Consider the following 26,866-nt stretch of genomic DNA (forward strand, 5'->3'; position numbering starts at 1 on the left):
CATCCTTATTTCCCGGCCCAACGACCAATATGACCGCTTTAACGCCACTAACATCGCGCCCCGGCCAGTGCTTGGGTACAATTCCCCGCTAATTTGCTCGAGTATCAGGAACACTTACATGATCGCTTGCCTGCGGCTGTTCTCTGCCCTCTTTCTTGCTGCCCTGTTGGCAGCTTGCGCCAGCTCGCCCTCGTCAAGTCTTGGCGAGCTTCCACGCACTCCTGACGCCAGCATCGAGCAATTGCTCGAACAAGCCGCTGCCGCCAAGTCGCCCGATAAAGCTGCACTACTGAGACTCAGTGCAGCCGATCAGGCCAATCGACAACGTGACCCGGGGCGTGCCGCGCGCATTCTCGAGCAGGTGCCTCTTGATCAGCTCAAGCCCGCGCAACAAGTGTATGCCAGCACACTATCGGCTGAACTAGCGCTGGGCCGAAACCAGCCCAAGGCCGCGTTGACAGCCCTGAGCCACCCAAGTTTGCAACGACTGGGCGAACTGCCAGTCGAGCAGCAGATCCGTACAGGACTGGTCCAGGCACGCGCACTGGAAGCCGACGGGCAGATAATGCCTGCCGCCAGCGAGCGGGTATTTATCGCGCCATTGCTCAAGGGCCCTGAAGCCAGCGCTAACCATGAAGCGATCTGGACACTGGTTGCTGCCTTGCCCACCGAGCAACTGCAAAGCACCAGCAACAATGACCTGAGTGGATGGCTGAGCCTGGCCCGCGCAGTCAAAGGCGGTGGCACCCTGGAGCAACAACAGGCGGCCATCGATACCTGGAAAGCGCAAAACCCACAGCACCCAGCGGCCCTGCAACTGCCGGCCCCACTGGCCCAGCTCAAAGCGCTGACCAGTGAACCGCTGACCAAAATCGCCCTGCTGCTGCCGCAAGATGGCCCGCTCGCATCTGTTGCCCGTGCATTGCGCGAAGGCTTTATGGCTGCCCACTACCAGGCGCAGCAGGCGGGCCAAAAGCCGCCAGCCATTGAAGTGTTTGACAGTTCGCACCTGACCTCTCTCGATGACTTCTACCGCCAAGCCAAAGCATCGGGTGTGCAGCTGGTCATCGGTCCGCTGGAAAAGCCGCTAGTCAAACAACTGAACAGCCGCCCGCAATTGCCTATCACCACACTGGCGCTGAACTACAGCGACGCAGGCCGGGATGGACCTCCACAACTGTTCCAGTTCGGCCTTGCCGCTGAAGACGAAGCCCGCGAAGTCGCACGTCGCGCCTGGGCCGACGGCAAGCGCAGCGCCGCAGCCATGGTCCCTAAAGGCGAATGGGGCGATCGCGTCCTGGATGCCTTCCGCCAAAGCTGGCAAGCGGCCGGCGGCACGTTTATCGTTGCTGAACACGTCGACCAGCCTGTGGCCCTGGCCCAGCAAATCGCTGATATGTTCCAGCTCCGGAACAGCGAAGCCCGCGCCAAGAGCCTGCAAAGCACCGTCGGCACGCAAGTAGCGGCACAACCGACACGTCGCCAGGACATTGATTTCATCTTCCTTGCGGCAACACCCCAGCAAGCGCAGCAGATCAAGCCAACGTTGGTATTCCAGTACGCAGGCGATGTTCCGGTATACGCAACTTCACACCTGTTCACCAACAGCGGCGACCAAGCACAGTATCTGGATCTGGAAGGCATTCGCTTCTGTGAAACGCCGTGGCTGCTCAACGCCAACGACCCACTGCGCCAGCAAGTGACCGTGCAATGGCCACAAGCGGCAGGCAGCCTTGGCCGCCTGTACGCCATGGGGATCGACGCTTATCGTCTGGCACCGCGCCTGGCACAGCTCAAAACCCTGCCAGACAGCCGCATCGACGGCCTGACCGGCAGCCTGAGCATGGGTTCGGGTCAACGTGTCGAGCGTCAACTGCCATGGGCCCAGTTTGTCGGCGGCAAGGTTCAGCATCTGCCGGACACTCCGCGTTAATGCCGAGCACCCCTCAGCAACAAGCAGGGCGCGAGGCTGAAGCCTACGCCCTGAAACATTTGCAACAACAGGGCCTGCGCCTGATCACGCAGAACTGGTTATGCAAACGAGGCGAGCTCGATCTGGTCATGCTCGACGGCGATACAGTAGTATTCGTCGAGGTTCGCTATCGACGTCACGCAGGCTGGGGCGGAGCGCTGGAAAGCGTGGATACCCGCAAGCGTGCAAAGCTCATACTTGCCGCACAGTTTTTTCTCCAGAAAGAGTCGCGCTGGGCAGATTCCCCATGCCGTTTCGATGTGGTGGCCATTAATGGCGACCCCGGCAGCGCGCCTCCGCTGGACTGGGTGAAGAACGCATTTGATAGCTGATTCATAGCGCCCGACTGGCCAACCCTGGACGGCGCGCTTTAAAGCCCTGATGTATAGAAAGTCCACACACCGATTTCGCTCTTTGCTTTGCAGGCTGCACTTTCTTGTGCCTGGAGCAGCCGCCCTACTTAAGGTCACCCGATGGACATGCAATCCCGAGTTCGCCAGCTTTTCCAGGCCAGCATCGACACCAAGCAGCAGGCGATGGAAGTTCTTGCCCCCTACATTGAGCAAGCCAGCCAGGTTATGGTGAATGCCCTGCTCAACGAGGGCAAAATGCTTTCCTGTGGCAATGGTGGCTCGGCCGGCGACGCACAGCACTTCTCCTCGGAGCTGCTCAATCGCTTCGAGCGTGAACGCCCAAGCCTGCCCGCGATTGCGCTGACCACCGACAGCTCGACGATCACGTCCATCGCCAACGACTACAGCTATAACGAAATTTTCTCCAAACAGATCCGTGCGCTGGGTCAACCGGGCGATGTCCTGCTGGCGATTTCCACCAGCGGCAACTCGGCGAACATTATTCAAGCCATCCAGGCCGCACATGATCGCGAAATGATTGTCGTAGCATTGACGGGTCGCGACGGTGGCGACATGGCCTCGCTGCTGCTGCCAGAGGACGTGGAGATACGTGTCCCGGCCAAAGTCACCGCACGGATTCAAGAAGTCCACCTGCTGACGATCCATTGCCTATGCGATTTGATCGACAGCCAACTGTTCGGGAGTGAAGAATGACCCCTAATCGCCTTAGCCTACTGGCTTTGACACTGTGCCTCAGCATCAGCGGATGCAGCTCGGTCCTGACCGCAACCCGCGACAAACCCATCGAGGATGATCGCGGCACCCGGACTTTCGGCAGCAAGATTGATGACTCCCTGATCGAAACCAAGGTCGCGGTCAACGTTGCCAAGGCCAACCCCGATCTCGATGAAGGCTCACACATCATCGTCACCAGCTTTAACGGCATCGTATTGCTCGCTGGCCAGACACCACGTGCCGATCTGAAAGCCCTTGCAGAGCAAGCCGCAAGCTCTGTACAGCGCGTCAAGAAGGTCAATAACGAACTTCAAGTCATGCCGCCCTCCTCGATCCTCGCTCGCAACAACGATGCCTGGCTGACTACCAAGATCAAGACGCAGATGCTGACTGACAACACCATTCCGGGCTCGCGCATCAAAGTCGTGACCGAAAATGGCATCGTCTACCTGCTGGGTCTGGTGACTCAACAGGAAGCCACCCGCGCAACCAACCTGGTGCAGAACGTGTCCGGCGTACAAAAAATCGTCAAACTGTTTGAGTATATTGATTAACGGCAACACACCCGTTTTGCCTTAACAGCAAAACCGCGAATCAAAAAAGGCGATCCCTGGGGATCGCCTTTTTTTTGACTCGTTTGCTTCAGATCACTTGACCACTTTCAGACTGGGCCTGCCGGTAGGTCGCGGTGGTTCGCTACCTGGTGGCGGACTGTCATCATCCGGCTCGATCACGTCGTCATCCTCCAGCGGAGGCTCCAGATCAAAAACCATACCCTGGCCATTCTCCCGGGCATAAATGCCCAGAATCGCAGCTACAGGGACGTACAACGTGTGCGGCACGCCACCGAAGCGGCCTTCAAAGCTGACGGCATCGTTATCCATGTGCAGATGACGCACGGCACTGGGCGATACATTCAAAACAATCTGGCCGTCATTGGCGAAGCCCTGAGGGACCTGCACCGACGGGTACTCCGCATTGACCAGCATATGCGGGGTGCTATCGTTATCGACGATCCACTCATACAAAGCGCGAATCAAATAAGGGCGACTGGAGTTCATTAACGGCTCCTTAAGCCTTAGCGCATATCGCGTTCAGCACCGGACAGACTTGTCTGGAAAGCTTCACGCGCAAATTGGCGCTCCATGTAATCAAGCAGCGGCTTGGCTGGCCGCGGCAATTCTATACCCAGGATCGGGAGACGCCAGAGTATGGGCAATAGACAACAGTCGACCAAACTTTGATCTTCACTGAGGAAAAAAGGTTTATCCGCGAACAGCGGAGAAACGCCAGTAAGGCTTTCACGCAGCTCTTTACGCGCCTGAACACGCGCGGGCTCTTTGCTGCGCGAATCCAGAATCAAATCCACCAGACCACACCAATCACGCTGAATACGATGAATCAGCAGACGGCTATTGGCACGCGCGACCGGATAGACCGGCAGCAGAGGTGGATGCGGGTAACGCTCATCCAGATATTCCATTATCACTGTCGACTCGTACAGCGCCAGGTCACGATCGACCAGTGTTGGCACGCTGCCGTACGGGTTCACCTCGATCAGCTTCGGCGGATGACGACCCGCCACTACATCAATGATCTCAGCGCTGACACCTTTCTCTGCGAGCACAATGCGCACGCGGTGGGAATAGTGGTCGGCGGGGTCGGAGTAACAGGCCAACCGATTGGTCACGCCCATGGCGGTCCTCCTCGCTTGTTAAAGTTTTCAGAAGCAGAAAAACGAGCGCGCCCAAAGGGCGCCTCCGATATCGACTGCGCAGAAACAGGTGGCCGTTGAAAGCAGCCCGGCGGCTCATCCATCGAACATGAATGACCCAACCCGACCGCCCTCGCCCTACCTGCCCCACGCTCGTTATCTTTAAAGAGACGCCCTAGGGCGCGCATCGTTAACAGCAGGGATTACAACTTGATCAATGGACATCTTTCCAGTATTCGCGCTTCAGCAGGTAAGCGAATACGAAGAAGAACGCCAGGTAGAGCAACACATACGTACCGATGCGCTGATGCTCCAGCTTCACCGGGTTCGCCGAGTAGGCCAGGAAGGTCACGATATTCTTGACCTTCTCATCGAACTGCTCTTCGGTCAGCGCACCGGTTTTCGGCAACACGGTCAGTTGATCGCACGCTTCATGAGTCAGCGGAGTACCGGTCAATGGATCATATTGCTTCTTGCCGTCCTCAACCACTTGCACTTGCTTGCAACCAATCACCTGACGACCTTGCAGGCCTGCCAGAACGTTTGGCATGCCGACGTTCGGGAAAATCACGTTGTTCACGCCCCAAGGACGTGTCGGATCTTCGTAGAACGAGCGCAGGTAGCTGTAGAGCCAGTCAGTACCACGCACACGAGCCACCAGGGTCAGATCGGGCGGTGCCGCGCCGAACCAGGCTTTCGCATCAGAAGGCTGCATGCCGATACTCATGTGGTCGCCAATTTTGGCGCCGGTGAATATCAGTTTTTCCTGCATCAGATCGTGAGGGATGCCCAAATCGTCCGCAACGCGTTCATAGCGCTGAAACTTGGCACTGTGACAACCCATGCAGTAGTTGGCGAAGGTACGCGCCCCATCCTGCATCGCGGCCTTGTCAGACACGTCGATATCGACCTTCTCCAACTCAGGGCCCTCTGCGTTTGCAAAGGACAGGGTAGGCAGAAGCGCAAACATCAATACAGCAAATAGCTTTTTCATCAGCCAGTCACCCTTTCTGGAACCGGTTTGGTCTTCTCGAGCCGGGTATAGAACGGCATCAGAATGAAGTAGGCGAAGTACAGGAATGTACAGACCTGCGACAGGATCGTGCGCTCAGGGGTTGGTGGCAGAACACCCAACACACCCAGAATCACGAAGGCTATGCAGAACACTACCAACCAGCCCTTGCTCAGCCAGCCTTTGTAGCGCATGGACTTGACCGGACTACGGTCGAGCCATGGCAACACGAACAGTACGGCAATCGCAGCACCCATGGCGATAACGCCCATGAGTTTGTCCGGAATCGCACGCAGGATCGCGTAGAACGGCGTGAAGTACCAAACAGGAGCAATGTGCAATGGGGTCTTGAAGGCGTTCGCCACTTCGAAGTTAGGCTTCTCGAGGAAGTAACCACCCATTTCCGGGAAGAAGAACACGATCGAGCAGAAGATGAACAGGAACACCACCACGCCGACGATATCTTTCACGGTGTAGTACGGGTGGAAGGCAATGCCGTCCAGCGGTATACCGTTTTCGTCTTTGTGTTTCTTGATGTCGACGCCATCAGGGTTGTTCGAACCGACTTCATGCAGCGCCAGAACGTGCAACACCACCAGACCCAGAATGACGATCGGCAAAGCGACCACATGAAGGGCGAAGAAGCGGTTCAGGGTAATCCCGGAAATCAGGTAGTCACCACGAATCCACTGCGTCAGGTCGCCGCCAATCACCGGAATCGCACCGAACAGCGAGATGATCACCTGGGCGCCCCAGTAGGACATCTGGCCCCAAGGCAGCAGATAACCCATGAAGGCTTCAGCCATCAGCGCCAGGTAGATCAGCATCCCGAAGACCCACACCAACTCGCGCGGCTTCTGGTAGGAACCGTAGAGCAAGCCACGGAACATATGCAGATAAACCACGATAAAGAAGGCAGAGGCCCCGGTGGAGTGGAGGAGGCGCAGGATCGAGCCATATTCCACGTCACGCATGATGTATTCGACGGAAGCAAACGCCTCTTCAGCCGACGGCGTGTAACTCATGGTCAGCCAGACACCTGTAACGATCTGATTGACCAGCACCAGCAAAGCCAGCGAGCCGAAGAAGTAGAAGAAGTTAAAGTTTTTTGGTGCGTAATATTTGCTGAGATGGTCTTCCCACATTTTTGTGGCGGGAAAGCGCGCATCAACCCAGTCCATGAACTTGCTCATCACGCTTTCTCCGGATCGACGCCAATGACAATAACATTGTCCGACTCATAGGAATGCGGCGGCACTGGCAAATTCAAAGGGGCTGGTTGCGATTTGTAGACGCGTCCGGCCAGATCGTAGTGAGAGCCGTGGCATGGACAGAAGTATCCGCCCACCCAGTCTTTACCCAGATCAACGGGTGCGACTTCAGGACGAAACGTCGGAGAACAGCCTAAGTGGGTACAAATTCCGACCAACAGAAGAATCTCTGGCTTGATCGAACGTGTCTCCGGGTCGACGTAGGTCGGTTGTATTGAGTTCTTGGAGTTCGGATCGGAAAGTTGCCCTTCGATCTTCTTCAGATTTCCCAATATTTCTTCGGTACGACGAACGATGAACACCGGCTGACCTCGCCACTCAGCAATCATCTGCTGACCGGCTTCGATCTTGCTGACATTCACCTTTACCGGTGCACCTGCGGCTTTCGCCTTGGCACTGGGAAACCATGACCCCACGAACGGGACCGCAGCCCCCACCGCTCCTGCAGCACCCACGACGGACGTGGCTGCTACAAGGAAGCGACGCCGGCCTGCATTCACGCCGTCATTGCTCATTCCGTTCCTCTCCCATCAGCTCTGTGACCTGTTAAACCAGGCATCTACTAAGTAAAAATCTGAACTGTGTAAAAATTTTGCCGAATGGTAATGAAAAGCCCCTTAGTTGACAAGGTAATTACCATCCTGAAACGGCTTGAAGCCTTATAACACGCGGCGCCCGCTGATGTGGCAAGTTGTCACACCTAAAATGAACGCCCATAAAAAACGCCCAGCTCCGAAAGGAAACTGGGCGCTTTTGAACGAAGCAGCGAATTAACGCTTCGAGTACTGCGGACGCTTACGCGCTTTACGCAGGCCAACTTTCTTACGTTCAACTTCACGAGCATCGCGAGTCACGAAGCCTGCTTTGCGCAGAGCGCCGCGCAGGGTTTCGTCGTACTGCATCAGAGCGCGAGTGATACCGTGGCGGATTGCGCCAGCTTGACCACTTACACCGCCACCGATAACAGTGACGTAGATGTCGAACTTCTCGGTCATCTCGGTCAGTTCCAACGGCTGACGAACTACCATACGGGCAGTTTCGCGACCGAAGAACCCATCGAGGGTACGGTTGTTGATGGAGATGTTACCGGTACCAGGACGCAGGAAAACGCGAGCGGTTGCGGTCTTGCGACGGCCAGTGCCGTAATTTTGAGTCGCCGACATAATGAACTATTCCGTTAAAACTTCAGTTCTTGGGGCTGCTGAGCAGTATGAGGGTGTGCAGTGCCCGCATAGACTTTCAGCTTACGATACATGTCGCGACCCAGCGGGTTTTTAGGCAGCATGCCTTTAACCGCGGTCTCGATCACGCGCTCAGGAGCTTTGGCAATCAGCTTTTCAAAGTTGATCGACTTGATCCCGCCCGGAAAACCGGAGTGTGAGTAGTAGATCTTGTCGGTGGCTTTAGCACCGGTAACGCGGATTTGCTCAGCGTTGATAACGACGATGTAATCGCCAGTATCGACGTGCGGAGTGTATTCCGGTTTGTGCTTGCCACGCAGACGGCTCGCGATCTCGGTCGCCAGACGACCCAGGGTCTGACCAGCAGCGTCGACGACGAACCAGTCGCGCTTAACTGTTTCCGGTTTAGCAGTAAAAGTCTTCATTCTTTAATAGCCTCAGGGGCCGCCCTGATAAATTAGACGGCGGATCTTACTGAATAGTGCGTACTTTGACAAGGTCAAAGGCAGCCGGAAACAGACGCTGTCGGGGGCTCGGGTCGGCGCGTCCGTAATACGGCAAGATTCTTCGGCAGACGGCGCATCACTTCCACTGCAAAGAGCTGCGGAATTATGCCGATTGCGAAAAAAATTTCAACCTGCTTTTATGATTCCCCTCAATTTAAGGAGAAAAATATGGATTACCGCCGACTCGGCCGGACCGACCTGAATGTCAGCGCCCTGTGTCTGGGCACCATGACCTGGGGCGAGCAGAACAGCGAACCAGAGGCCTTTGCACAGATCGAAAGAGCCAAGGCTGCCGGGATCAACTTCATTGATACGGCGGAAATGTACCCTGTACCCCCCAAAGCCGACACCTACGCCACCACTGAGCGGTTCATCGGTAATTACTTCAAAACCCGAGGTGATCGCGCCGACTGGATTCTGGCCAGCAAGATCGCCGGGCCTGGCAACACCATTGATTACATCCGTGACGGCAACCTCAAACACAATCGCGAGCACATCGTTGCCGCCGTGGATGCCAGCCTCAAGCGCCTGCAGACTGACTACATCGACTTGTACCAGCTGCATTGGCCCGACCGCAGCACCAACTTCTTCGGCCAACTGGGCTACACGCACAAAGAAGGCGAGTTCACGCCCCTCGAAGACACCCTCGAAGCACTCGACGCGCAGGTCAAGGCTGGCAAAATCCGGCACATCGGCCTGTCCAACGAAACGCCGTGGGGCACAATGAAATTTCTGGAGTTGGCGCAAAGCCGCGGCTGGCCGCGTGCAGTGTCGATCCAGAACCCTTACAACCTGCTCAATCGGACGTTCGAGGTCGGCCTTGCAGAAATCGCCATTCGCGAGCAATGCGGCCTGCTGGCTTACTCGCCACTGGCCTTCGGCATACTGTCAGGAAAGTACGAAAACGGCGCACGACCGCCCAAAGGCCGCCTGAGCCTTTACAGCCGCTTCAGCCGCTATTTCAATCCGCAATCGGAAGCCGCCTGCAGCCGTTACGTCGCTCTGGCGCGTGAGCACGGCCTCGACCCTGCGCAAATGGCCCTGGCTTTCGTCACTTGCCAACCGTTCGTCACCAGCAACATCATCGGCGCGACCTCCCTCGAACAACTGGACAGCAATATCGCCAGTTTCGAGCTAAATCTTTCCGATGAAGTGCTGGCAGGCATCGAAGCGATTCACAAGGATCACCCAAACCCGGCGCCGTAATACGGCGCCAACCTGCGTTACAACGCCCGGGCGATGATCTCTTTCATGATTTCGTTGGTCCCGGCGTAAATCCGCTGCACCCGAGCATCCGCCCAAGCCCGGGCAATCGGGTATTCCCACATGAAGCCGTAGCCACCATGCAGTTGCACGCACTCGTCGAGCACCTTGCATTGCAGGTCCGTGCACCAATACTTCGCCATCGCGGCTGTCGGCACGTCCAGCTTGCCTTGCAGATGAAGCTCCAGGCAACGATCAACGAACACGCGACCGATCTGCACTTCGGTCGCGATTTCGGCGAGCTTGAAGCGAGTGTTCTGGAACTCGGCAATCGCCTTGCCGAACGCCTTACGCTCCCGGGTGTACGCCAACGTCCACGCCAACGCTGCCTCAGCCGATGCCAAGGCCCCTATGGCGACGGTGAGGCGCTCCTGCGGCAATTCCTGCATCAAGTACGCGAACCCCATGCCGGCCTGCCCCAAGAGGTTCTCCTTGGGCACACGCACGTCCTGGAAAAACAGTTCAGACGTGTCTTGCGCCTTCATCCCGACCTTTTCCAGACGCTTACCCTTGGCGAAGCCCGGTGCATCGGCTTCAACCAGGAACAAACTGGTGCCTTTGGCGCCCGCTTTGGGGTCGGTCTTCGCCACCACAATGACCAAATCGGCCAGAAAGCCGTTGGTGATGAACGTTTTCGAACCGTTGATCACATACTCGTCACCGTCCAGCACGGCGGTGGTCTTCACCCCTTGCAGGTCCGAGCCTGCGCCCGGCTCGGTCATCGCGATCGCGGTCACCATCTCGCCCGACACCAGCTTGGGCAGGTACTTGAGCTTTAACGCTTCGCTGCCGTAATGCAGGATGTACGGCGCAACGATGTCCGAGTGCAGAGAGAAACCAATACCAGTCAAACCCAACCGACCGACCTCCTCGATCACCACGGTACTGTAAAGGAAGTCAGCCGCCATGCCGCCATATTCCTCGGGCAGGTGCGAGCACAGCATCCCCTGCTCCCCCGCCTTGTTCCAAAGTGCACGGTCGATGTAGCCCTGTTTTTCCCATTGAGCATGAAAAGGCACGGCCTCCTGTTCGAGGAATTTACGTACGCTACTACGGAAAAGTTCGTGCTCGGAGCTGAACAGGGTTCTAGGGATCATGCGGCACCTGCGAAAGTGGGTAAGCCCGGATTGGCATGCAGAGCCTAAGCCCATGACCTGCGCGAGGACACTGGACACATCCGCCAAAAAATAAGACGATCCAGCCGTTGTTTGACCACTTTCCCATATAAGAACAAAAGAATTATGTCTACCCAACACTCCGCGCCCCTGCGGCGCGTCAGCATCCTGGCCATTGAGGGGGTATTCGCTTCAACCCTGATGCAAGCCAAAGATTTTTTCCATCTCGCCAGCCTGCGCTATGGAAAACAGCTGGGCCAGGGCCTCAAAACGACCTTCGAAACCCGTATCGTCAGCCCAGACGGGCTTCCTGTGCGCAGTTTCAGCGATGTGATCCTGCCCGTGGATGGCGGCCTGGAACACAGCGATGTGATCATCCTGCCCGCGTTCTGGGATGACTTCGATACACTGTGCCTGCGCTACCCTCAAGTGCTGCCATGGCTGCGCGAGCAACACGCCAAGGGCGCCGTACTGTGCGGCGAAGCCAGCGGCGTTTTCTGGCTGGCACAGGCAGGCCTGCTCGATGGCAAGGAGGCGACCACTTATTGGCGATTCTTCAGCGAGTTTGGCGAGCGCTTCCCTGCGGTGCTGCTCAATCAGGAAAAGCACCTGACCGATGCGGACAATGTGTATTGCGCGGGCGGCACGACGTCAGCCTGCGACCTGTACATCTACCTGATCGAGCGCTTCTGCGGGGCCAATGTCGCGCAAGCCGTAGCCCGCGACATTCTTTACGAGGTGCAACGCAACTATTCGCCGGGACGAATGGGTTTCGGCGGGCAAAAACTGCATCAGGACGTGATCATTCTGCAGATACAGCAATGGCTCGAAGAGCATTTTGCTGACAAGTTTCGCTTCGAAGATGTCGCCCGGGAACACAGCATGAGCATCCGCAACTTCATGCGCCGCTTCCAGACCGCCACGGGAGACAAGCCCCTGCATTACCTGCAAAGGCTGCGCATAGAAACCGCCAAGGGCCTGCTTTCCGGCACCCGCAAAAGCATCAAGACCATCAGCTACGAAGTCGGCTACGACGATGCCAGCTTCTTTGCCCGACTCTTCCGCCAGCACACCGAACTGTCACCGAACCAGTATCGACAACAGTTTCTGCAAGCGGCTTGAGGTGAATGGGCACACCCTACGAAGGCTGTGCATCCAGCCTAGGGCTTGTGTGCCCGCGACAGGAACTCATGGGACTGCATTTCCAGCAGACGGCTGAGCGTGCGCTGGAACTCGAAGTTCAAGCGGCCACCGGTGTACAGGTCTTTTAGCTCAACCTCGGCGGAAATGATCAGCTTGACGTTGCGGTCGTAGAACTCGTCGACCATGTTGATAAAGCGCCGAGCGATATCGTCAGTGGTCACACTCATCTGCTCGACGCCGCTGATCAACACGGCGTGAAAGATTTTGCCGAGTTCAATGTAGTCATTCTGGCTGCGCGGGCCGTCGCACAGTTCACGAAAATCGAACCAAGCCACGTCATCGCACGTCAGCAGCGCGCGAATCTCACGATTCTCGATCATCAGCACGTCGTCCTTGGTCGCTTGGGCGCAGTCCGGAGTCAATGCACGGAAACTCTTGCGCAGGCTCTCCTCGGCGGCAGCATCGAGCGGAAAATGGAACAGCTCGGCTTGCTCCAGATGGCGCAGACGGTAATCCACACCGCTGTCGACGTTAACGATTTCAGTGTGCTGCTTGATCAGGGCGATGGCAGGCAAGAAGCGCGCGCGCTGCAGACCGTCTTTGTACAGACCGTCCGGCACAATGTTCGACGTAGCGACCAGGGTTACGCCGTTTTTGAACAACTCTTCCATCAAGGTCCCGAGAATCATCGCATCGGTGATGTCCGAAACGAAAAATTCATCGAAGCAGATCACTCGCGCCTCATCGGAAAAACGCTTGGCAATCAGGACCAGCGGATTCTTCTCGCCGCTGAGAGTCCTCATCTCTTCGTGCACACGCTTCATGAAGCGGTGGAAGTGAGTGCGAACCTTTGCCTTGAACGGCAAGGCTTCGAAGAAGGTATCGACTAGGTACGTCTTGCCCCGGCCAACGCCACCCCAGAAGTACACGCCCTTGACGGGCACCTGCTCTTTCTTGCCGAACAGTTTGCCGAACATCCCTGGCTTGTTCTGCTGCGCGGCGACCAGATCGTCGTACAGGCGCTGCAAATGGCGCACAGCGTTTTCCTGCGCAGCATCGTGGAAGAAGTCGGGGTTTTTCAGATCAGCTTGATATCGTTCTAGGGGGGTCATATTCGTTAGCAAGGCAAGAAAAACGGGCCGCCACTGTAGCGACGACCCTTGAAAATGGCAATCAGACCTATTGCGGGGCCAGTGCCGTTTTCAGGTTTTCGATGGCTGCGTCACGCGCAACGCTGTCGGAAAACAGCGGACTGTCTGCCACACAAGCACCCTCCAGCCATACGCTAAAACGGTCTTCCTCACTGCGCAGGTCCAGTTCGCCGCCTTGCTGTAGCTGCTTGCTGACAGCACCGGCCGTCTTGCCGTCGGCAAAATTGCGCGACAGCAGCAATTGCTCACCATCGGCAGACAGCAGCCGGAAACGGAAACTGCCGTCATCTTCACGGAAGCTGACGAAGCGCGCGCCCTTCACTGCTTTTTTCTTACCGGTGTCCGCGCTTTGTACGACGCTGCGGAAAGAACGCAGGCCGACCGCCTCACGCAACTCACCGAGAAACGGTGTTGCGACGCTTCGCGCTTTTTCCGCACCCGCCAGAAGAATGTCTTCCAGATCGGCTGGACGCTCCATAAACCCGTGGTAGCGCTCACGCGCCTCGCTCAGCTCGCTCTCCAGCAGTTGGAACAAGCGCTGCTTGGCGTCGCCCCAACCCAGGCCCTGCAACAGCTCAGAACGGAACTCAGCGCCTTGCTCAGGCGTTGCGAAGGCCTGATAGAGGGTAAACAGGTGCGAATTATCAGGATCCTTGGCTTCGCCCGGCGCACGCGAGTCAGTGACGATGCGCGAGATCGCCTCTTTCATGTCCTTGGGGCTACTGAACAACGGGATCGTGTTGTCGTAGCTTTTGGACATTTTGCGCCCGTCCAGCCCCGGCAGCGTGGCAACGCCCTCCTCAATCAAAGCTTCGGGCATGACAAAGAATTCCTTGCCCTTGCCGAACAGATGGTTGAAACGCTGACCGATGTCGCGAGCCATTTCGACGTGCTGAATCTGGTCACGACCGACCGGCACTTTATGCGCGTTGAACATCAGGATGTCGGCGGCCATCAGCACCGGATAGCTGTACAAGCCCATGGTGATGCCTGCGTCCGGGTCTTCGCCGGCTTCGACGTTTTTGTCCACCGAAGCCTTGTAGGCATGTGCGCGGTTGAGCAACCCCTTGGCCGCGACACAGGTCAGCAGCCAGGTCAGTTCAGGAATTTCCGGGATATCCGACTGGCGATAGAAAGTGACCCGATTCACGTCCAGGCCAGAAGCCAGCCAGGTTGCAGCGATTTCCAGACGCGAGCGCTGAATGCGCAGCGGGTCATCGCATTTGATCAGCGCGTGGTAGTCGGCCAGGAAATAGAATGAATCGGCATCGCTCTGGCGGCTGGCGACGATGGCCGGACGGATGGCGCCGGCATAGTTGCCAAGGTGTGGCGTGCCGGAAGTGGTGATACCGGTCAGGATACGAGTGGTCATGGCTAGTCGCTTATAGGGTTAGGCGCCTATGGAGTCAGACGCTTGTGGCTGCAATCAATTCGAAAGGCGCGGCAGGACCAGCTCTTTGAGCTCGGTCAGCTTGCCATGAAAAAAGTGCCCACATTCTGCCACTTTCAGTAGCTCATGGGGGCGCTCAAGGGCGTCGGACCATGCGTAAACCGCTTGCGGGTCGACAACCTCATCAGCCTCGGGCTGAATCAGGGTCAGCGGGCAGTTCTGCGGCAGTACATGCTCATTACCCAGACGCGCCACCGCCGCAGCCACCATGAACAGATGACTCAGTTGCTCACCCTTGGCTTCCAGGCGTCCGCCCAGGCTGGCGGCGACAAAGCCGCCAAAGGAGAACCCAAACAGCGTGATCGGCAGTTCAGGATGCTGCTCACGCAACCATTGCGCTGCGGCTTCGGCGTCATCGATTTCGCCAGAGCCCATATCGTGTGCGCCAGCGCTGGCGCCAACCCCGCGATAATTGAAGCGCAGGGTGATCAAACCGGAGTCGCGAGCAGTGCGCTGCAACGTCGACACGACTTTATTGAGCATGGTTCCACCCTGCACCGGGTTAGGATGGCAGATCAGCGCCATGCCGCGGGCGTCCTCAAGATCGAGGTAAAGGGCTTCAAGCTGGCCTACCGGGCCATCAATCAATACAGGGGTTTCGCGGATGAGCAAGAATGAACTCCGTGACCTCGAAATGGGTCGACTCGTCTAGCTGATAGTCTGTGACTTGCATACCCGTGAGCGTGTCACGGTATACAGCACAGGTTCGAGCCGTTAACGTAAAGCAAAGCCGTTTATAGAGGAAGGACTCGTGGAACTCTCGCTCTCAGTTTGGTTGTTGCCGACGCTTGCCCTGGTTGTCGGCGTCGTCATTGGTTTCCTGGTCGCTCGTTTGCTGCCCAACGCCGCCCCTAACAGCACGCAGCGTCAGCTGGATGATGTTCAGGAGCGCTTCAACAGTTATCAGAACGAAGTGGTTACCCACTTCAACAGCACGGCAACCCTGGTGAACAAGCTTTCGCAGAATTTCCAGGAAGTACAGGACCATCTCTCCGATGGTGCCAACCGCCTGGCGCTGGACGAAGTGACACGTCAACGCTTGCTGGCCAGCCTGCACGCCGATGCGCCACAAGCGCCTCGCGACCGACTGACGCCACCCCGCACCACAGAAGCGCCGAAGGATTACGCGCCCAAAACACCGAACGCCCCCGGCATGCTCGATGAGCATTACGGTTTGAAAAAATAAACTGAGCTCAAAACACAAAAAACCGCCGCTCTGACCGAGCGACGGTTTTTTTATTTGGGCGGGAAGCGTAGTTGCAAACACGCTCACAGGGTTTTGTGTGCCGCAAACCTGTAGGAGCCCCTTGTCCGCGATGGCGGTGTGTCAGACACACCGCCTCATACCCATCAGATCGCGCCGCGGCTGCGTAGCAGTTCCAGAACTTGCTTGACGCTGTTGTCGAGTGGCAGCGATTCGATATAGATTTTTCCTACAACACTTTCGGACTGCGGAGTCTATATAACATTTCGACCTGAAACTGTGCTCTTCCGAAATTAGGAGGACATATGAAAACAATCGTAACGATCATCATCTGTGTACTGCTTTCAGGCTGCGTATCGGAAGACTGCTATAGAAACTGCTTCATGTTTAAAAAACACGACCCCGACCTAGATTTTAAATGCGACATCAACCCTGACAGGCCTGAGTGTGCCGAACGCCGCTAACGCCTACAATCGCATCTAATATCGTACCCCTTGAAAAATCACCAGAAGTCAAACCTCCAGATGGGATGCTCTTTTGACTGAAACAAAATTTTATATATTTTTGGCACAGATCGTCCAGGCACAAACCCAAAGCGAGCCCAGCATAAGGCCCCTGTTCGATTGTCGTAGATGACCATATTCCCGTCATCCTGCAAGGCCAAATAGCTGTTGTACCAGACTGACTTGTCACGCGTGTGGCTGCTCTCGGCAATCCAGGTACGGCTCCGGAGGCTGTCGTACAAGAAGCCACTGTTGCTCACAATGAAGCGCGGAGCCCCAACCATTTTCTTTTGAGAGGACAGAGTCTTGCTATAAGGTTGGCCAGTGTCAGCAATCTAGGCAACCACGCCGTGATCCTTGATCACCAAGTTCCCGTCGCCTTGCAACTCCAATCGGAAACGCCCATTCGGAGATACCAGAATCCTGGCGACATGATCTGATTGGGTGGCAATACTGAAGAACCACTTCCTTGAAACGGAACATATTGAATACTCATACTTATCTCTACAAACAATAATTGAGCACCCACTTGATCAGATTAATACCTCGCCCAGGCCATACATATGCATAGATAACTCAGACTATTATTTTGCGCTTTGACACCCACAAAACATCATCTGATGCACAACTTACAGGCCATAAAAAACCCTGCGAAGAATCACGCCTTCGCAGGGTCTTTTTGTCAGCGGACAGCGATCAGATCGCGCCGCGGCTGCGCAGGAGTTCCAGGACTTGCTTGACGCTGTCGTCGAGTGACAGCGATTGAGTGTCGATCACCAGATCGGCATTCAATGGCACGTCATACGCGAAGGACTCACCCGGGATGTTGTCGCCATTGGCGGCATACAGACCCTGCGGATCACGCTCGCGGCAGACCGCTGGCGAAGCCTGGACGTAAACGGTGATCAGACGATCATCACCGATCAGCGACTTAGCCTGTTCGCGACCTTCGGCGTCCGGCGCAACGAATGCTGCCAGTGTCAGCAGGCCCGCTTCGTTGAACTGGCGTGCGACATGCGCGGCACGTCTCCAGTTTTCGGTACGCCCGGCACGGTCCTGCGGCAAACCTTTGTTCAGGTCATGGCGCAGGTTCTGGCCGTCAAGCACGTAAACCGCACGCCCCATGTCGAACAGCTTGCGCTCCACGGCATAGGCCAGAGTGCTTTTGCCAGCGCCGGACAAGCCGCTGAACAATACGGTGGCAGGCTGCTGGCCGAAACGGCGCGCACGCTCTTCAGTGGCAACGTGAGCCTTGTAGTCATGATGGCTACCACCGACAACGACTGGGCGAGCGATGATCATGCCCGCGGCAACGGTGCCGTTGGTCAACCGATCAATAACAATGAAAGAACCCGTGGTGCGGTTGCTGTCATAGCCATCCAGCGCAATCGCGCTGTCGAGACTGATCTTGACCCGACCGATTTCGTTCAGTTGCAACGCGCTGGCCGGGCCTTCGGCCAAGGTGTTGACGTCGACCCTGTAGGCGATGCTGGCAACAGAACCCTGCACGTAGCTGGTGGCGCGCTTGATGTCGTACTTCTTGCCCGGCAGCATTGGCTCTTCAGCCATCCAGACCATCATCGCGTCGAAGCTGTCAGTGATCTGCGGAATGCTGTCGGCATGCACCAGCAAGTCGCCACGGGAGATGTCGACTTCGTCTTCCATGGTCAGGGTCACGGCCTGGCCTGGACCGGCGTGTTCCAGTTCGCCATCAAAGGTGACGATGGATTTAACCCGACTGGTCTTGCCGGACGGCAACACGATGATTTCATCGCCTTTGTGCACGATGCCGCTGGCCAGGGTGCCGGCGAAACCACGGAAGTTCAGGTTCGGACGGTTAACGTACTGCACCGGGAAACGCAGGTCGGTGAAGTTACGATCCGCCGCAAACTCTACGGTCTCGAGAATTTCCATCAGCGTCTGGCCGGTGTACCACGGCGAACGCTCGCTGTGATTGACCACGTTGTCGCCCTTCAGCGCGGACATCGGGACGAAATGCATGGTGGTCGGCTTGAGCGCGATGCCATCGGCAAACTTCAGGTAATCGGCCTTGATCGACTCGAAAACCCCTTCATCGAAGTTCTTCAGGTCCATCTTGTTGATGGCGACGACGATGTGCTTGATGCCCAACAGCGACGCGATGAAGCTGTGGCGGCGGGTCTGGGTCTGCACGCCGTAACGGGCGTCCACCAGAATGATCGCCAGGTCACAAGTCGACGCACCAGTGGCCATGTTGCGGGTGTACTGCTCATGGCCTGGGGTATCGGCAATGATGAATTTGCGTTTGGCGGTGGAGAAGTAGCGATACGCGACATCGATGGTGATGCCCTGCTCACGCTCGGCCTGCAGGCCGTCTACCAGCAATGCCAGGTCGATATCGTCGCCGGTGGTGCCGACTTTTTTCGAGTCGCGGGTAATGGCTTCCAGGTGATCTTCGTAGATCATCTTGGAGTCATGCAACAGGCGGCCGATCAGCGTGCTCTTGCCGTCGTCGACGTTACCGCAGGTGAGGAAGCGCAGCAGTTCCTTGCGTTCGTGCTGGCCCAGATAGGCGAGGATGTCCTCGCTGATCAATTCTGATTGATGCGACATGTGAGACACCCTGTTTAGAAATAGCCCTGACGTTTCTTGTCTTCCATGGAACCGGCGCCATCGTGATCGATGACTCGGCCCTGGCGTTCGGACGTTCGCGTCAGGAGCATTTCCTGAATGATATCCGTGAGGCTGGTCGCCTCGGACTCAACCGCGCCCGTTAACGGGTAGTCGCCGAGTGTACGGAAACGCACTTTCTTCTTGACGATACGCGCCTTGTCCTCATCGCTGAGGTGGTTCAGGAGACGCTCGTCGTCGATCATGACCAGGGTGCCATTCATCTCGATCACATCACGCTCGGCCGCAAAATACAGCGGTACGATCGGGATGCCTTCGAGGTAGATGTACTGCCAGATATCCAGCTCGGTCCAGTTCGACAGCGGGAATACCCGGATCGACTCGCCCTTGTTGACCTTGCCGTTGTACACGTTCCACAGCTCGGGACGCTGGTTCTTCGGGTCCCAACGATGCTTGCTGTCACGGAAGGAATACACACGCTCTTTGGCGCGAGACTTCTCTTCATCGCGGCGAGCACCACCAAACGCGGCATCGAAGCCGTATTTGTCGAGGGCCTGTTTGAGGCCTTCGGTCTTCATGATATCGGTGTGTTTGGAGCTGCCGTGAGTCAGAGGGCTGATGCCCTGCGCCACGCCGTCCGGATTGACGTGCACGATCAGATCCAGGCCCAGTTCTTCGACCATACGATCGCGGAAGCTGTACATTTCCTTGAACTTCCACCGGGTATCGACATGCATCACCGGAAACGGCAATTTTCCCGGGAAGAACGCTTTACGCGCCAAGTGCAGCATTACGGCGGAATCTTTACCGACGGAGTACAGCATCACCGGGTTATCAAACTCGGCGGCGACCTCGCGGATGATGTGGATGCTTTCCGCCTCCAGCTGTTTCAGATGCGTCAGTTTGTCGACCATAGCTACTCACGAAAACGTACGGATGGACGGCCAGCGGGCCGTGTTCGAGCCGGGCACTCTAGCACAGCGCCTGCTTCTATTCAGGGGGCCAGCTAGATCGAAACGTTCTATGAATAGATCGCCTCGTTTGGGTCTTCAAATCGGATTAGGACAATCGATGAACAGATGCTCCAGTGCAAAGCGTCGCGCCAAATAATCCCCCAGCGCTTGAACACCATAGCGCTCGGTGGCGTGGTGACCGGCGGCGATAAAACTGATGTCGTTTTCCCGCGCGCTATGAAACGTCTGCTCCGATGCCTCGCCACTGAGGTACAGATCGACACCGGCCAGCACACCCTGATCGATATAACCCTGACCACCCCCGGAGCACCACCCGACCCGACGAATCATTTTGCTGCCTTCGATCAGCAACGGCTCTCGACCCAGCGCGTCCTGCACTCGCCGGGCGAAGTCACGGGGCGTCACAGGCTCGGCCAACGAACCCACCAGCCCGACGATGCGCGGATTGTCCGGATCCAGGGGGCCTTCGACGGTGATGTCCAGCTGGCGAGCCAGTTGCACGTTATTCCCGACTTCGGGGTGCAGGTCCAGCGGCAGGTGGTAAGCCAACAAGCTAATGTCATGCTTGAGCAACGTTTTCAGGCGACGCTGCTTGATGCCCGTGACGCAAGGATTCTCGCCCTTCCAGAAGTAGCCATGATGCACCAGGATCAAATCAGCCTGAGCCTCGACCGCGGCATCGAGCAAGGCCTGACTGGCAGTGACACCGCTGACGATCCTCATCACTTGCGGACGGCCCTCGACTTGTAATCCGTTGGGGCAATAATCCTGGATCCGCGAGCTGCTCAGATAGCGGTCCGCTTCCTCGACCAGGGTGCTCAGGGCAACAGCCATAAAAGACTCCTAAATATGCAGTTCAGCGCTGCTCGGTACTCGTATAATGCCCGCCATTATGGCGCAGCTCAGGCAAAAAGCTGCTGCGCTTGGCAATCATCAGGACTTTGCTCAATGCTCAAGGCACTGCGTTTCTTCGGCTGGCCATTGCTGGCTGGCGTGCTCATCGCTCTGCTGGTTATTCAGCGCTACCCGCAATGGGTGGGGTTGCCTAGCCAAGACGTCAATCTACAACAGGCGCCGCAGTCGTCTACGGTACAGAAGGGGCCGGTGTCCTATGCCGATGCGGTTATCATCGCGGCACCTGCCGTGGCCAACCTGTACACGACCAAAGTGGTCAACAAGTCGAATCACCCACTGTTCGAAGACCCGCAATTTAGACGCTTCTTCGGCGACAACCTGCCCAAACAGCGGCGTATGGAGTCGAGCCTCGGCTCAGCCGTAATCATGAGCCCGGAAGGCTACCTGCTGACCAACAACCACGTGACCGCTGGCGCTGATCAGATCGTGGTGGCACTCAAGGATGGTCGTGAAACATTGGCCCGGGTGATCGGCAGCGACCCCGAGACCGATCTGGCAGTCCTGAAAATAGACCTGAAGAATCTGCCCGCGATCACCATCGCCCTCTCGGACAACATCCGTATCGGCGACGTCGCGCTGGCAATCGGCAACCCGTTTGGGGTCGGCCAGACCGTGACCATGGGCATCATCAGTGCCACTGGGCGCAATCAACTGGGCCTCAATACGTACGAAGACTTCATCCAGACCGATGCGGCGATTAACCCCGGCAACTCCGGCGGGGCGTTGGTGGATGCCGCCGGTAATCTGACCGGGATCAACACGGCGATTTTCTCCAAGTCCGGCGGTTCGCAAGGCATAGGCTTTGCGATCCCGACCAAACTGGCGCTGGAGGTGATGAAAGCAATCATTGAGCACGGCCAGGTGATTCGCGGCTGGCTAGGGATCGAAGTTCAACCACTGACCCAGGACCTGGCCGAGTCTTTCGGCTTGAAAGACCGCCCAGGCATTGTGGTGGCCGGCATTTTCCAGGACGGCCCGGCGCAAAAAGCGGGTCTGCAACTCGGCGACGTGATCCTGAGCATCAACGGCGAACCTGCCGGCGATGGTCGGCGTTCGATGAATCAGGTAGCGCGCACCAAGCCAAGCGACAAAATCGACATTGAGGTAATGCGCAACGGTAAGGATATCAAGCTGACCGCTGAAGTCGGCTTGCGTCCGCCGCCGCTGACGAAGCCAGCAACAGAAGAATAACGCGGTAAATCAACTAGACCGTGGGAGCGAATGAGTTCGCTTCCACGGCTTTTCTAGCAAACCTTATAAATCAGAGCTCGCCCAACCCCTCGAGCAACGCCTGATTCTGCTCTGGCGTACCAATGCTGATCCGCAGGAACTGCGCGATGCGTTCTTGTTTAAAGTGCCGAACGATAACGCCCTGCTCCCTCAACCTGGCCGCCAGCCCCGCTGCGTCATGCTTCGGGTGACGCGCGAAGATGAAGTTGGCCGCTGAAGGCAATACGTCGAAACCCTTGCCCTTCAACTGCTCGACCAACGCGTCACGACTGTCGATAACTGCCTTGCAGGTGGCGTCGAAATACTCACGGTCTTCAAACGCAGCGGCCGCACCGACAATCGCCAAGCGATCCAGTGGATAAGAGTTGAAGCTGTTCTTGACCCGCTCCAACGCCTCGATCAGATCCGGATGCCCCACCGCCAAGCCCACCCGCAGCCCAGCCAGCGAACGCGACTTGGATAGGGTTTGCGTGACCAGCAGGTTCGGGTAACGGTCCACCAGACTGATCGCGGTTTGGCCACCAAAGTCGATGTATGCCTCGTCCACCACCACTACCGATTCGGTATTGGCCTTGAGCAACTGCTCAATGGCGTCCAGCGCCAGCAGGCAACCGGTTGGCGCATTCGGATTAGGGAAAATGACGCCGCTGTTAGGCTGCGCGTAATCCTCAAGACGAATCTGGAAGTGCTCGTCCAGCGGCACTGCGGTGAAATCGATCCCGTATAAACCGCAATACACCGGATAGAAGCTGTAGCTGATATCCGGAAAAAGCAGGGGTAGATCGTGCTTGAAAAACGCGTTGAAGGCGTGAGCAAGCACTTCATCGGAGCCATTGCCGAGGAACACTTGATTACCCTGCACGCCGTAATACCTGGCAACCGCCTGCTTAAGCAGGTCGCTGTTCGGGTCCGGGTACAGGCGCAGGTCGTCGGACAGCTCGGCGCGCATCGCCGCCAATGCTTTTGGCGATGGCCCGTACGGATTTTCGTTGGTGTTGAGCTTGGTCAGCTTCGGCTGCTCACCCGGCACGTAAGGCACCAGACCGCTAACGAAAGGACTCCAGAATTTGCTCATGCTTTTTTTTCCTGTTCTTTGCTGTCGACGATCCGGTATTCGGCGCTACGGGCATGGGCGGTCAGGGACTCACCGCGCGCCAACACCGAGGCCGTTTTGCCCAACTCGGAAGCACCTTGTTCCGAGCAATAAATGATCGACGAACGTTTCTGGAAGTCATACACCCCCAGCGGTGACGAGAAACGCGCGGTGCCGGAGGTCGGCAATACGTGGTTCGGACCGGCGCAGTAATCGCCCAGCGCTTCGCTGGTGTGACGCCCCATGAAGATCGCACCCGCATGGCGAATCTGCGGCAACCAGGCTTCAGGATCGGCCACCGACAACTCAAGGTGTTCCGGGGCAATACGGTTGGCCACTTCAATGGCCTGCTGCATGTCGGCCACTTTGATCAGGGCGCCACGGCTGGTGATCGAGGTCTTGATGATCTCGGCGCGCTCCATGGTCGGCATTAACCTGGCGATACTCGCCGCCACTTTGTCGAGGAACTCGGCATCCGGGCTGACCAGAATCGCCTGAGCGTCTTCGTCGTGCTCGGCTTGGGAGAACAGGTCCATGGCGATCCAGTCCGGATCTGTCAGGCCATCGCACACCACCAGAATTTCTGAAGGACCGGCGATCATGTCGATGCCGACCTGGCCGAAGACGTGACGCTTGGCGGTGGCAACATAGATGTTGCCAGGGCCGACGACTTTATCGACCTTGGGTACGCTTTCGGTGCCATAGGCCAGCGCGGCCACTGCCTGAGCGCCGCCGATGGTGAACACGCGATCAACACCCGCAATGCAGGCCGCCGCGAGGACCAGCTCATTGATTTCGCCACGAGGCGTCGGTACGACCATGACCACTTCGGCCACGCCAGCCACTTTGGCCGGAATCGCATTCATCAATACCGATGACGGATAAGACGCCTTGCCACCGGGCACATACAGACCTGCACGGTCCAAAGGCGTGACCTTCTGGCCCAGCACCGTGCCGTCGGCTTCGGTGTAGGTCCAGGAGTCCTGTTTTTGCTTTTCGTGGTAGATGCGCACGCGGTCGGCGGCTTTTTCCAGCGCTTCGCGTTGCGCAGCAGTGATGCGGGTCAGGGCCAGCTCCAGGCGCTCGCGGGGCAGAATCAGCTCTGCCATGGTGGCCACTTCAAGCCCGTCGAAACGCTGAGTGAATTCCACCAGCGCCGCGTCACCACGCTCACGCACAGCCTTGATGATGTCGAGTACACGCTCATTAACTGAGTCGTCAGACACACTTTCCCAGCTCAGCAGATGATCCAGATGGCGTGCAAAGTCTGAGTCAGCAGCATCAAGTCGGCGTATTGCAGTGGAAGCGGTCATAGCGAAGCCTCAATAATTGGCGATTTGCTCAGGTGCCGGGTGGGCGTGATCGCCCTAAGCTACCAAGCCATCCGCGCGGGCACCTGAGAAATTTGGCTATGACACGGATAGATGGGCGCGACTTAACGTCGCGCAGGTGGATCAGCCGCGGTGTCGCGACTCAACTGCTTTACGCAGCGTATCGATCAGCGCCTGAATGCGCGCATGTTGCATCTTCATCGAAGCCTTGTTCACCACCAGACGCGAACTGATAGTTGCAATCAGCTCCTGGGGTTCGAGGCCGTTGGCACGCAGCGTGTTGCCGGTGTCGACAACGTCGATGATTTTGTCGGCCAAACCGATCAGGGGAGCGAGTTCCATCGAGCCATAGAGCTTGATGATATCGACCTGACGGCCTTGCTCGGCGTAGTAACGCTTGGCAACGTTGACGAACTTGGTCGCCACACGCAGACGGCCTTTTGGCTCAATCGCGCCAATGGCACCGGCAGTCATCAGACGGCACTGGGCAATTTGCAGGTCCAGTGGCTCGTAGAGGCCCTGGCCGCCGTATTCCATCAGCACATCTTTACCGGCAACGCCCAGGTCGGCGGCGCCATGTTCGACATACGTTGGCACATCGGTGGCGCGCACGATCAGCAGGCGTACATCTGCCTGAGTCGTGGGGATAATCAGCTTGCGGCTTTTGTCCGGATTCTCGGTCGGCACAATGCCTGCTTCAGCGAGAAGCGGCAGGGTGTCGTCAAGAATGCGGCCCTTGGACAGTGCGATGGTTAACATGGGAAACGTAGGTCCTTAGCAATCGGGCACATCCGTGTGCCTCACGTGTCCTGCGCTGAACGAATTCAGGTCCAGGACATTAGTGCAGAACGATCAGTACGCAGGCCCTAGCCCGGAACGCGACGGATCTTGGCGCCGAGCATCTGCAGTTTTTCTTCGATGCATTCATAACCACGGTCAATGTGGTAAATGCGATCGATCAACGTGTCGCCCTGAGCAACCAATGCTGCGATCACCAAGCTGGCCGAAGCACGCAGGTCGGTCGCCATGACGGGCGCGCCTTTGAGTAGATCAACACCGGTCACGACCGCGGTATTACCTTCAACCAGGATCTGTGCGCCCATGCGTTGCATCTCATAGACGTGCATGAAACGGTTTTCGAAGACCGTTTCAATCACGGCACCGGTGCCTTCGGCGATAGCGTTCAGCGCAACGAACTGCGCCTGCATATCGGTCGGGAACGCCGGGTAGGGTGCGGTGCGCAGGTTCACGGCTTTAGGCCGCTTGCCGTGCATGTTCAGTTCGATCCAGTCAGCGCCAGTAGTGACTTCAGCGCCCGCTTCCTGGAGCTTGAGCAACACAGCTTCCAGAATGGTTGGATCGGTGTCCTTGAGCTTGACGCGACCGCCAGTGGCCGCCGCCGCTACCAGGTAAGTGCCGGTCTCGATGCGGTCAGGCATCACTTTATAGGTGGCACCGTGCAAGCGCTTAACGCCATCGATGGTGATGGTGTCAGTGCCCGCGCCGGTGATGTTCGCACCCATGGCGATCAGGCAGTTGGCCAGGTCGACCACTTCCGGTTCACGGGCAGCGTTCTGCAACACGCTACGGCCGTTGGCCAGACTGGCTGCCATCATGATGTTTTCGGTACCGGTCACGCTGACGGTATCAAAGAAGAAGTTCGCTCCACGCAGGCCGCCTTCTGGCGCCTTCGCTTTGATGTAGCCGCCTTCGACGTCGATGGTCGCGCCCATGGCTTCAAGGCCACGGATGTGCAAATCGACCGGACGCGAGCCGATGGCGCAACCACCAGGCAACGCCACTTCTGCTTCGCCGAAACGAGCAACCATCGGACCCAGCACCAGAATCGAAGCACGCATGGTTTTCACCAATTCGTACGGGGCGATCAGGGTCTTGATGGTGCGCGCGTCGATTTCAACGCTAAGCTTTTCGTCGATCACAGGCTCAATGCCCATGCGCCCGAACAGCTCGATCATGGTGGTGATGTCGTGCAGGTGCGGCAGGTTGCACACTGTCACCGGCCCATCGGCCAGCAACGTTGCAGCAAGAATCGGCAGGGCAGAGTTCTTTGCCCCGGAAATGCGGATTTCGCCATCAAGACGAACGCCGCCAGTAATAATCAGTTTATCCATTAGAATCT

26 protein-coding genes are annotated in these 26,866 nt (G+C 57.2%); 8 read left to right on the top strand and 18 right to left on the bottom strand.

The features are described from left to right. Positions 1–118 precede the first annotated feature (118 nt). From RGU44_RS15395 to RGU44_RS15410, 4 genes are all read left to right on the top strand, one after another. Complete coding sequence (locus RGU44_RS15395) at positions 119–1,933, top strand: penicillin-binding protein activator (protein ID WP_322217955.1); 1,815 nt, start codon at positions 119–121, stop codon at positions 1,931–1,933. Beyond that, the gene (locus RGU44_RS15400; RefSeq protein WP_322181829.1) at positions 1,933–2,304 is read left to right on the top strand and encodes a YraN family protein; all 372 of its coding nucleotides are present in this window, start codon (positions 1,933–1,935) and stop codon (positions 2,302–2,304) included. Before RGU44_RS15395 ends, RGU44_RS15400 begins: the two co-directional genes overlap by 1 nt. Before the next feature lie 141 nt (positions 2,305–2,445). Next, entirely contained in the window at positions 2,446–3,039 is a 594-nt protein-coding gene (locus tag RGU44_RS15405) for a phosphoheptose isomerase (RefSeq protein WP_219062266.1), read from the top strand. Beyond that, entirely contained in the window at positions 3,036–3,614 is a 579-nt protein-coding gene (locus RGU44_RS15410) for a BON domain-containing protein (RefSeq protein WP_322181831.1), read from the top strand. Before RGU44_RS15405 ends, RGU44_RS15410 begins: the two co-directional genes overlap by 4 nt. A gap of 93 nt (positions 3,615–3,707) precedes the next feature. On the opposite strand, the gene RGU44_RS15415 is transcribed toward RGU44_RS15410, so the two are convergent. From RGU44_RS15415 to rplM, 7 genes are all read right to left on the bottom strand, one after another. After that, a complete protein-coding gene (locus tag RGU44_RS15415) occupies positions 3,708–4,121 on the bottom strand; it encodes a ClpXP protease specificity-enhancing factor (RefSeq protein ID WP_322181832.1) in 414 nt (137 codons plus the stop codon). A gap of 17 nt (positions 4,122–4,138) precedes the next feature. Continuing rightward, positions 4,139–4,756 carry a glutathione S-transferase N-terminal domain-containing protein gene (locus RGU44_RS15420; RefSeq protein ID WP_219062269.1) on the bottom strand — a complete coding sequence of 206 codons (618 nt, stop codon included), beginning with the start codon at positions 4,754–4,756 and terminating at the stop codon, positions 4,139–4,141. 232 nt (positions 4,757–4,988) lie between these two features. Then, a complete protein-coding gene (locus tag RGU44_RS15425) occupies positions 4,989–5,768 on the bottom strand; it encodes a cytochrome c1 (RefSeq protein WP_322181834.1) in 780 nt (259 codons plus the stop codon). Beyond that, the gene (locus RGU44_RS15430; RefSeq protein WP_322181836.1) at positions 5,768–6,979 is read right to left on the bottom strand and encodes a cytochrome bc complex cytochrome b subunit; all 1,212 of its coding nucleotides are present in this window, start codon (positions 6,977–6,979) and stop codon (positions 5,768–5,770) included. Before RGU44_RS15430 ends, RGU44_RS15425 begins: the two co-directional genes overlap by 1 nt. Further along, the gene (petA, locus tag RGU44_RS15435; RefSeq protein ID WP_219062272.1) at positions 6,979–7,572 is read right to left on the bottom strand and encodes a ubiquinol-cytochrome c reductase iron-sulfur subunit; all 594 of its coding nucleotides are present in this window, start codon (positions 7,570–7,572) and stop codon (positions 6,979–6,981) included. The genes RGU44_RS15430 and petA overlap by 1 nt, the downstream gene beginning before the upstream one ends. 255 nt (positions 7,573–7,827) lie before the next feature. After that, complete coding sequence (gene rpsI, locus RGU44_RS15440) at positions 7,828–8,220, bottom strand: 30S ribosomal protein S9 (RefSeq protein WP_219062273.1); 393 nt, start codon at positions 8,218–8,220, stop codon at positions 7,828–7,830. 14 nt (positions 8,221–8,234) lie between these two features. Beyond that, positions 8,235–8,663, bottom strand: a complete 429-nt coding sequence (gene rplM, locus RGU44_RS15445) for a 50S ribosomal protein L13 (protein ID WP_322181840.1) — start codon at positions 8,661–8,663, stop codon at positions 8,235–8,237. 249 nt (positions 8,664–8,912) lie between these two features. Here rplM and RGU44_RS15450 point away from each other — a divergent pair, with 249 nt between their 5' ends. Then, positions 8,913–9,950, top strand: a complete 1,038-nt coding sequence (locus RGU44_RS15450; protein WP_322217957.1) for an NADP(H)-dependent aldo-keto reductase — start codon at positions 8,913–8,915, stop codon at positions 9,948–9,950. 17 nt (positions 9,951–9,967) lie between these two features. Here RGU44_RS15450 and RGU44_RS15455 read toward each other — a convergent pair whose 3' ends face one another. After that, positions 9,968–11,104 (bottom strand): acyl-CoA dehydrogenase family protein, encoded by a 1,137-nt coding sequence (locus tag RGU44_RS15455; RefSeq protein WP_322217960.1) that lies wholly within the window; start codon positions 11,102–11,104, stop codon positions 9,968–9,970. A 219-nt stretch (positions 11,105–11,323) separates the two neighbouring features. Here RGU44_RS15455 and RGU44_RS15460 point away from each other — a divergent pair, with 219 nt between their 5' ends. Then, entirely contained in the window at positions 11,324–12,244 is a 921-nt protein-coding gene (locus RGU44_RS15460) for a GlxA family transcriptional regulator (RefSeq protein ID WP_322278453.1), read from the top strand. A 38-nt stretch (positions 12,245–12,282) separates the two neighbouring features. Here the strand turns inward: RGU44_RS15460 and zapE are convergent, their stop codons facing one another. The 3 genes from zapE to RGU44_RS15475 form a co-directional block, all read right to left on the bottom strand. Next, entirely contained in the window at positions 12,283–13,377 is a 1,095-nt protein-coding gene (gene zapE / locus RGU44_RS15465) for a cell division protein ZapE (protein ID WP_219062277.1), read from the bottom strand. A 67-nt stretch (positions 13,378–13,444) separates the two neighbouring features. Beyond that, complete coding sequence (locus RGU44_RS15470) at positions 13,445–14,788, bottom strand: tryptophan--tRNA ligase (protein WP_322217963.1); 1,344 nt, start codon at positions 14,786–14,788, stop codon at positions 13,445–13,447. Between the two features lie 54 nt (positions 14,789–14,842). Next, entirely contained in the window at positions 14,843–15,472 is a 630-nt protein-coding gene (locus RGU44_RS15475; protein ID WP_322278455.1) for an alpha/beta hydrolase, read from the bottom strand. Between the two features lie 145 nt (positions 15,473–15,617). On the opposite strand from RGU44_RS15475, the gene RGU44_RS15480 reads away from it, so the two are divergent. Continuing rightward, on the top strand, positions 15,618–16,052 hold the full coding sequence (locus tag RGU44_RS15480) for a YhcB family protein (RefSeq protein ID WP_322181852.1): 435 nt from the start codon (positions 15,618–15,620) through the stop codon (positions 16,050–16,052). 1,217 nt (positions 16,053–17,269) lie between these two features. On the opposite strand, the gene cysN is transcribed toward RGU44_RS15480, so the two are convergent. The 3 genes from cysN to RGU44_RS15495 form a co-directional block, all read right to left on the bottom strand. Next, a complete protein-coding gene (cysN, locus tag RGU44_RS15485) occupies positions 17,270–19,165 on the bottom strand; it encodes a sulfate adenylyltransferase subunit CysN (protein ID WP_322217966.1) in 1,896 nt (631 codons plus the stop codon). 14 nt (positions 19,166–19,179) lie between these two features. Then, positions 19,180–20,097, bottom strand: coding sequence for a sulfate adenylyltransferase subunit CysD (gene cysD, locus RGU44_RS15490; RefSeq protein ID WP_219062283.1), 918 nt, complete (start codon positions 20,095–20,097; stop codon positions 19,180–19,182). A 135-nt stretch (positions 20,098–20,232) separates the two neighbouring features. After that, complete coding sequence (locus RGU44_RS15495; protein ID WP_322181857.1) at positions 20,233–20,991, bottom strand: Nif3-like dinuclear metal center hexameric protein; 759 nt, start codon at positions 20,989–20,991, stop codon at positions 20,233–20,235. Positions 20,992–21,105: 114 nt separating this feature from the next. Between RGU44_RS15495 and algW the strand changes: the two genes are divergently transcribed. Further along, entirely contained in the window at positions 21,106–22,263 is a 1,158-nt protein-coding gene (algW, locus tag RGU44_RS15500; protein WP_322181860.1) for a Do family serine endopeptidase AlgW, read from the top strand. A gap of 70 nt (positions 22,264–22,333) precedes the next feature. Here algW and hisC read toward each other — a convergent pair whose 3' ends face one another. The 4 genes from hisC to murA form a co-directional block, all read right to left on the bottom strand. Continuing rightward, complete coding sequence (gene hisC, locus RGU44_RS15505; protein ID WP_322217968.1) at positions 22,334–23,377, bottom strand: histidinol-phosphate transaminase; 1,044 nt, start codon at positions 23,375–23,377, stop codon at positions 22,334–22,336. Beyond that, entirely contained in the window at positions 23,374–24,708 is a 1,335-nt protein-coding gene (hisD, locus tag RGU44_RS15510; protein WP_322181864.1) for a histidinol dehydrogenase, read from the bottom strand. The genes hisC and hisD overlap by 4 nt, the downstream gene beginning before the upstream one ends. Positions 24,709–24,849: 141 nt before the next feature. Beyond that, complete coding sequence (gene hisG / locus RGU44_RS15515; protein WP_322181866.1) at positions 24,850–25,485, bottom strand: ATP phosphoribosyltransferase; 636 nt, start codon at positions 25,483–25,485, stop codon at positions 24,850–24,852. 107 nt (positions 25,486–25,592) lie between these two features. Beyond that, positions 25,593–26,858 carry a UDP-N-acetylglucosamine 1-carboxyvinyltransferase gene (gene murA, locus RGU44_RS15520; protein WP_219062289.1) on the bottom strand — a complete coding sequence of 422 codons (1,266 nt, stop codon included), beginning with the start codon at positions 26,856–26,858 and terminating at the stop codon, positions 25,593–25,595. Positions 26,859–26,866 lie beyond the last annotated feature (8 nt).

Origin of the sequence: Pseudomonas sp. 5C2, assembly GCF_034314155.1 — a bacterium.
Taxonomy (GTDB): Bacteria; Pseudomonadota; Gammaproteobacteria; order Pseudomonadales; family Pseudomonadaceae; genus Aquipseudomonas.

Bases quoted from the DNA above. Each gene is read 5' to 3' on its own strand.
- hisC (WP_322217968.1), bottom strand. From the start codon at position 23,377: ATGAGCAAATTCTGGAGTCCTTTCGTTAGCGGTCTGGTGCCTTACGTG.
- RGU44_RS15415 (WP_322181832.1), bottom strand. From the start codon at position 4,121: ATGAACTCCAGTCGCCCTTATTTGATTCGCGCTTTGTATGAGTGGATC.
- RGU44_RS15420 (WP_219062269.1), bottom strand. From the start codon at position 4,756: ATGGGCGTGACCAATCGGTTGGCCTGTTACTCCGACCCCGCCGACCAC.
- petA (WP_219062272.1), bottom strand. From the start codon at position 7,572: ATGAGCAATGACGGCGTGAATGCAGGCCGGCGTCGCTTCCTTGTAGCA.
- RGU44_RS15410 (WP_322181831.1), top strand. From the start codon at position 3,036: ATGACCCCTAATCGCCTTAGCCTACTGGCTTTGACACTGTGCCTCAGC.
- RGU44_RS15470 (WP_322217963.1), bottom strand. From the start codon at position 14,788: ATGACCACTCGTATCCTGACCGGTATCACCACTTCCGGCACGCCACAC.
- RGU44_RS15425 (WP_322181834.1), bottom strand. From the start codon at position 5,768: ATGAAAAAGCTATTTGCTGTATTGATGTTTGCGCTTCTGCCTACCCTG.
- rplM (WP_322181840.1), bottom strand. From the start codon at position 8,663: ATGAAGACTTTTACTGCTAAACCGGAAACAGTTAAGCGCGACTGGTTC.
- RGU44_RS15400 (WP_322181829.1), top strand. From the start codon at position 1,933: ATGCCGAGCACCCCTCAGCAACAAGCAGGGCGCGAGGCTGAAGCCTAC.
- hisG (WP_322181866.1), bottom strand. From the start codon at position 25,485: ATGTTAACCATCGCACTGTCCAAGGGCCGCATTCTTGACGACACCCTG.
- RGU44_RS15495 (WP_322181857.1), bottom strand. From the start codon at position 20,991: ATGGCTGTTGCCCTGAGCACCCTGGTCGAGGAAGCGGACCGCTATCTG.
- RGU44_RS15405 (WP_219062266.1), top strand. From the start codon at position 2,446: ATGGACATGCAATCCCGAGTTCGCCAGCTTTTCCAGGCCAGCATCGAC.
- RGU44_RS15460 (WP_322278453.1), top strand. From the start codon at position 11,324: ATGCAAGCCAAAGATTTTTTCCATCTCGCCAGCCTGCGCTATGGAAAA.
- RGU44_RS15395 (WP_322217955.1), top strand. From the start codon at position 119: ATGATCGCTTGCCTGCGGCTGTTCTCTGCCCTCTTTCTTGCTGCCCTG.
- hisD (WP_322181864.1), bottom strand. From the start codon at position 24,708: ATGACCGCTTCCACTGCAATACGCCGACTTGATGCTGCTGACTCAGAC.
- RGU44_RS15430 (WP_322181836.1), bottom strand. From the start codon at position 6,979: ATGAGCAAGTTCATGGACTGGGTTGATGCGCGCTTTCCCGCCACAAAA.
- zapE (WP_219062277.1), bottom strand. From the start codon at position 13,377: ATGACCCCCCTAGAACGATATCAAGCTGATCTGAAAAACCCCGACTTC.
- murA (WP_219062289.1), bottom strand. From the start codon at position 26,858: ATGGATAAACTGATTATTACTGGCGGCGTTCGTCTTGATGGCGAAATC.
- rpsI (WP_219062273.1), bottom strand. From the start codon at position 8,220: ATGTCGGCGACTCAAAATTACGGCACTGGCCGTCGCAAGACCGCAACC.
- RGU44_RS15450 (WP_322217957.1), top strand. From the start codon at position 8,913: ATGGATTACCGCCGACTCGGCCGGACCGACCTGAATGTCAGCGCCCTG.
- algW (WP_322181860.1), top strand. From the start codon at position 21,106: ATGCTCAAGGCACTGCGTTTCTTCGGCTGGCCATTGCTGGCTGGCGTG.
- RGU44_RS15455 (WP_322217960.1), bottom strand. From the start codon at position 11,104: ATGATCCCTAGAACCCTGTTCAGCTCCGAGCACGAACTTTTCCGTAGT.
- cysD (WP_219062283.1), bottom strand. From the start codon at position 20,097: ATGGTCGACAAACTGACGCATCTGAAACAGCTGGAGGCGGAAAGCATC.
- cysN (WP_322217966.1), bottom strand. From the start codon at position 19,165: ATGTCGCATCAATCAGAATTGATCAGCGAGGACATCCTCGCCTATCTG.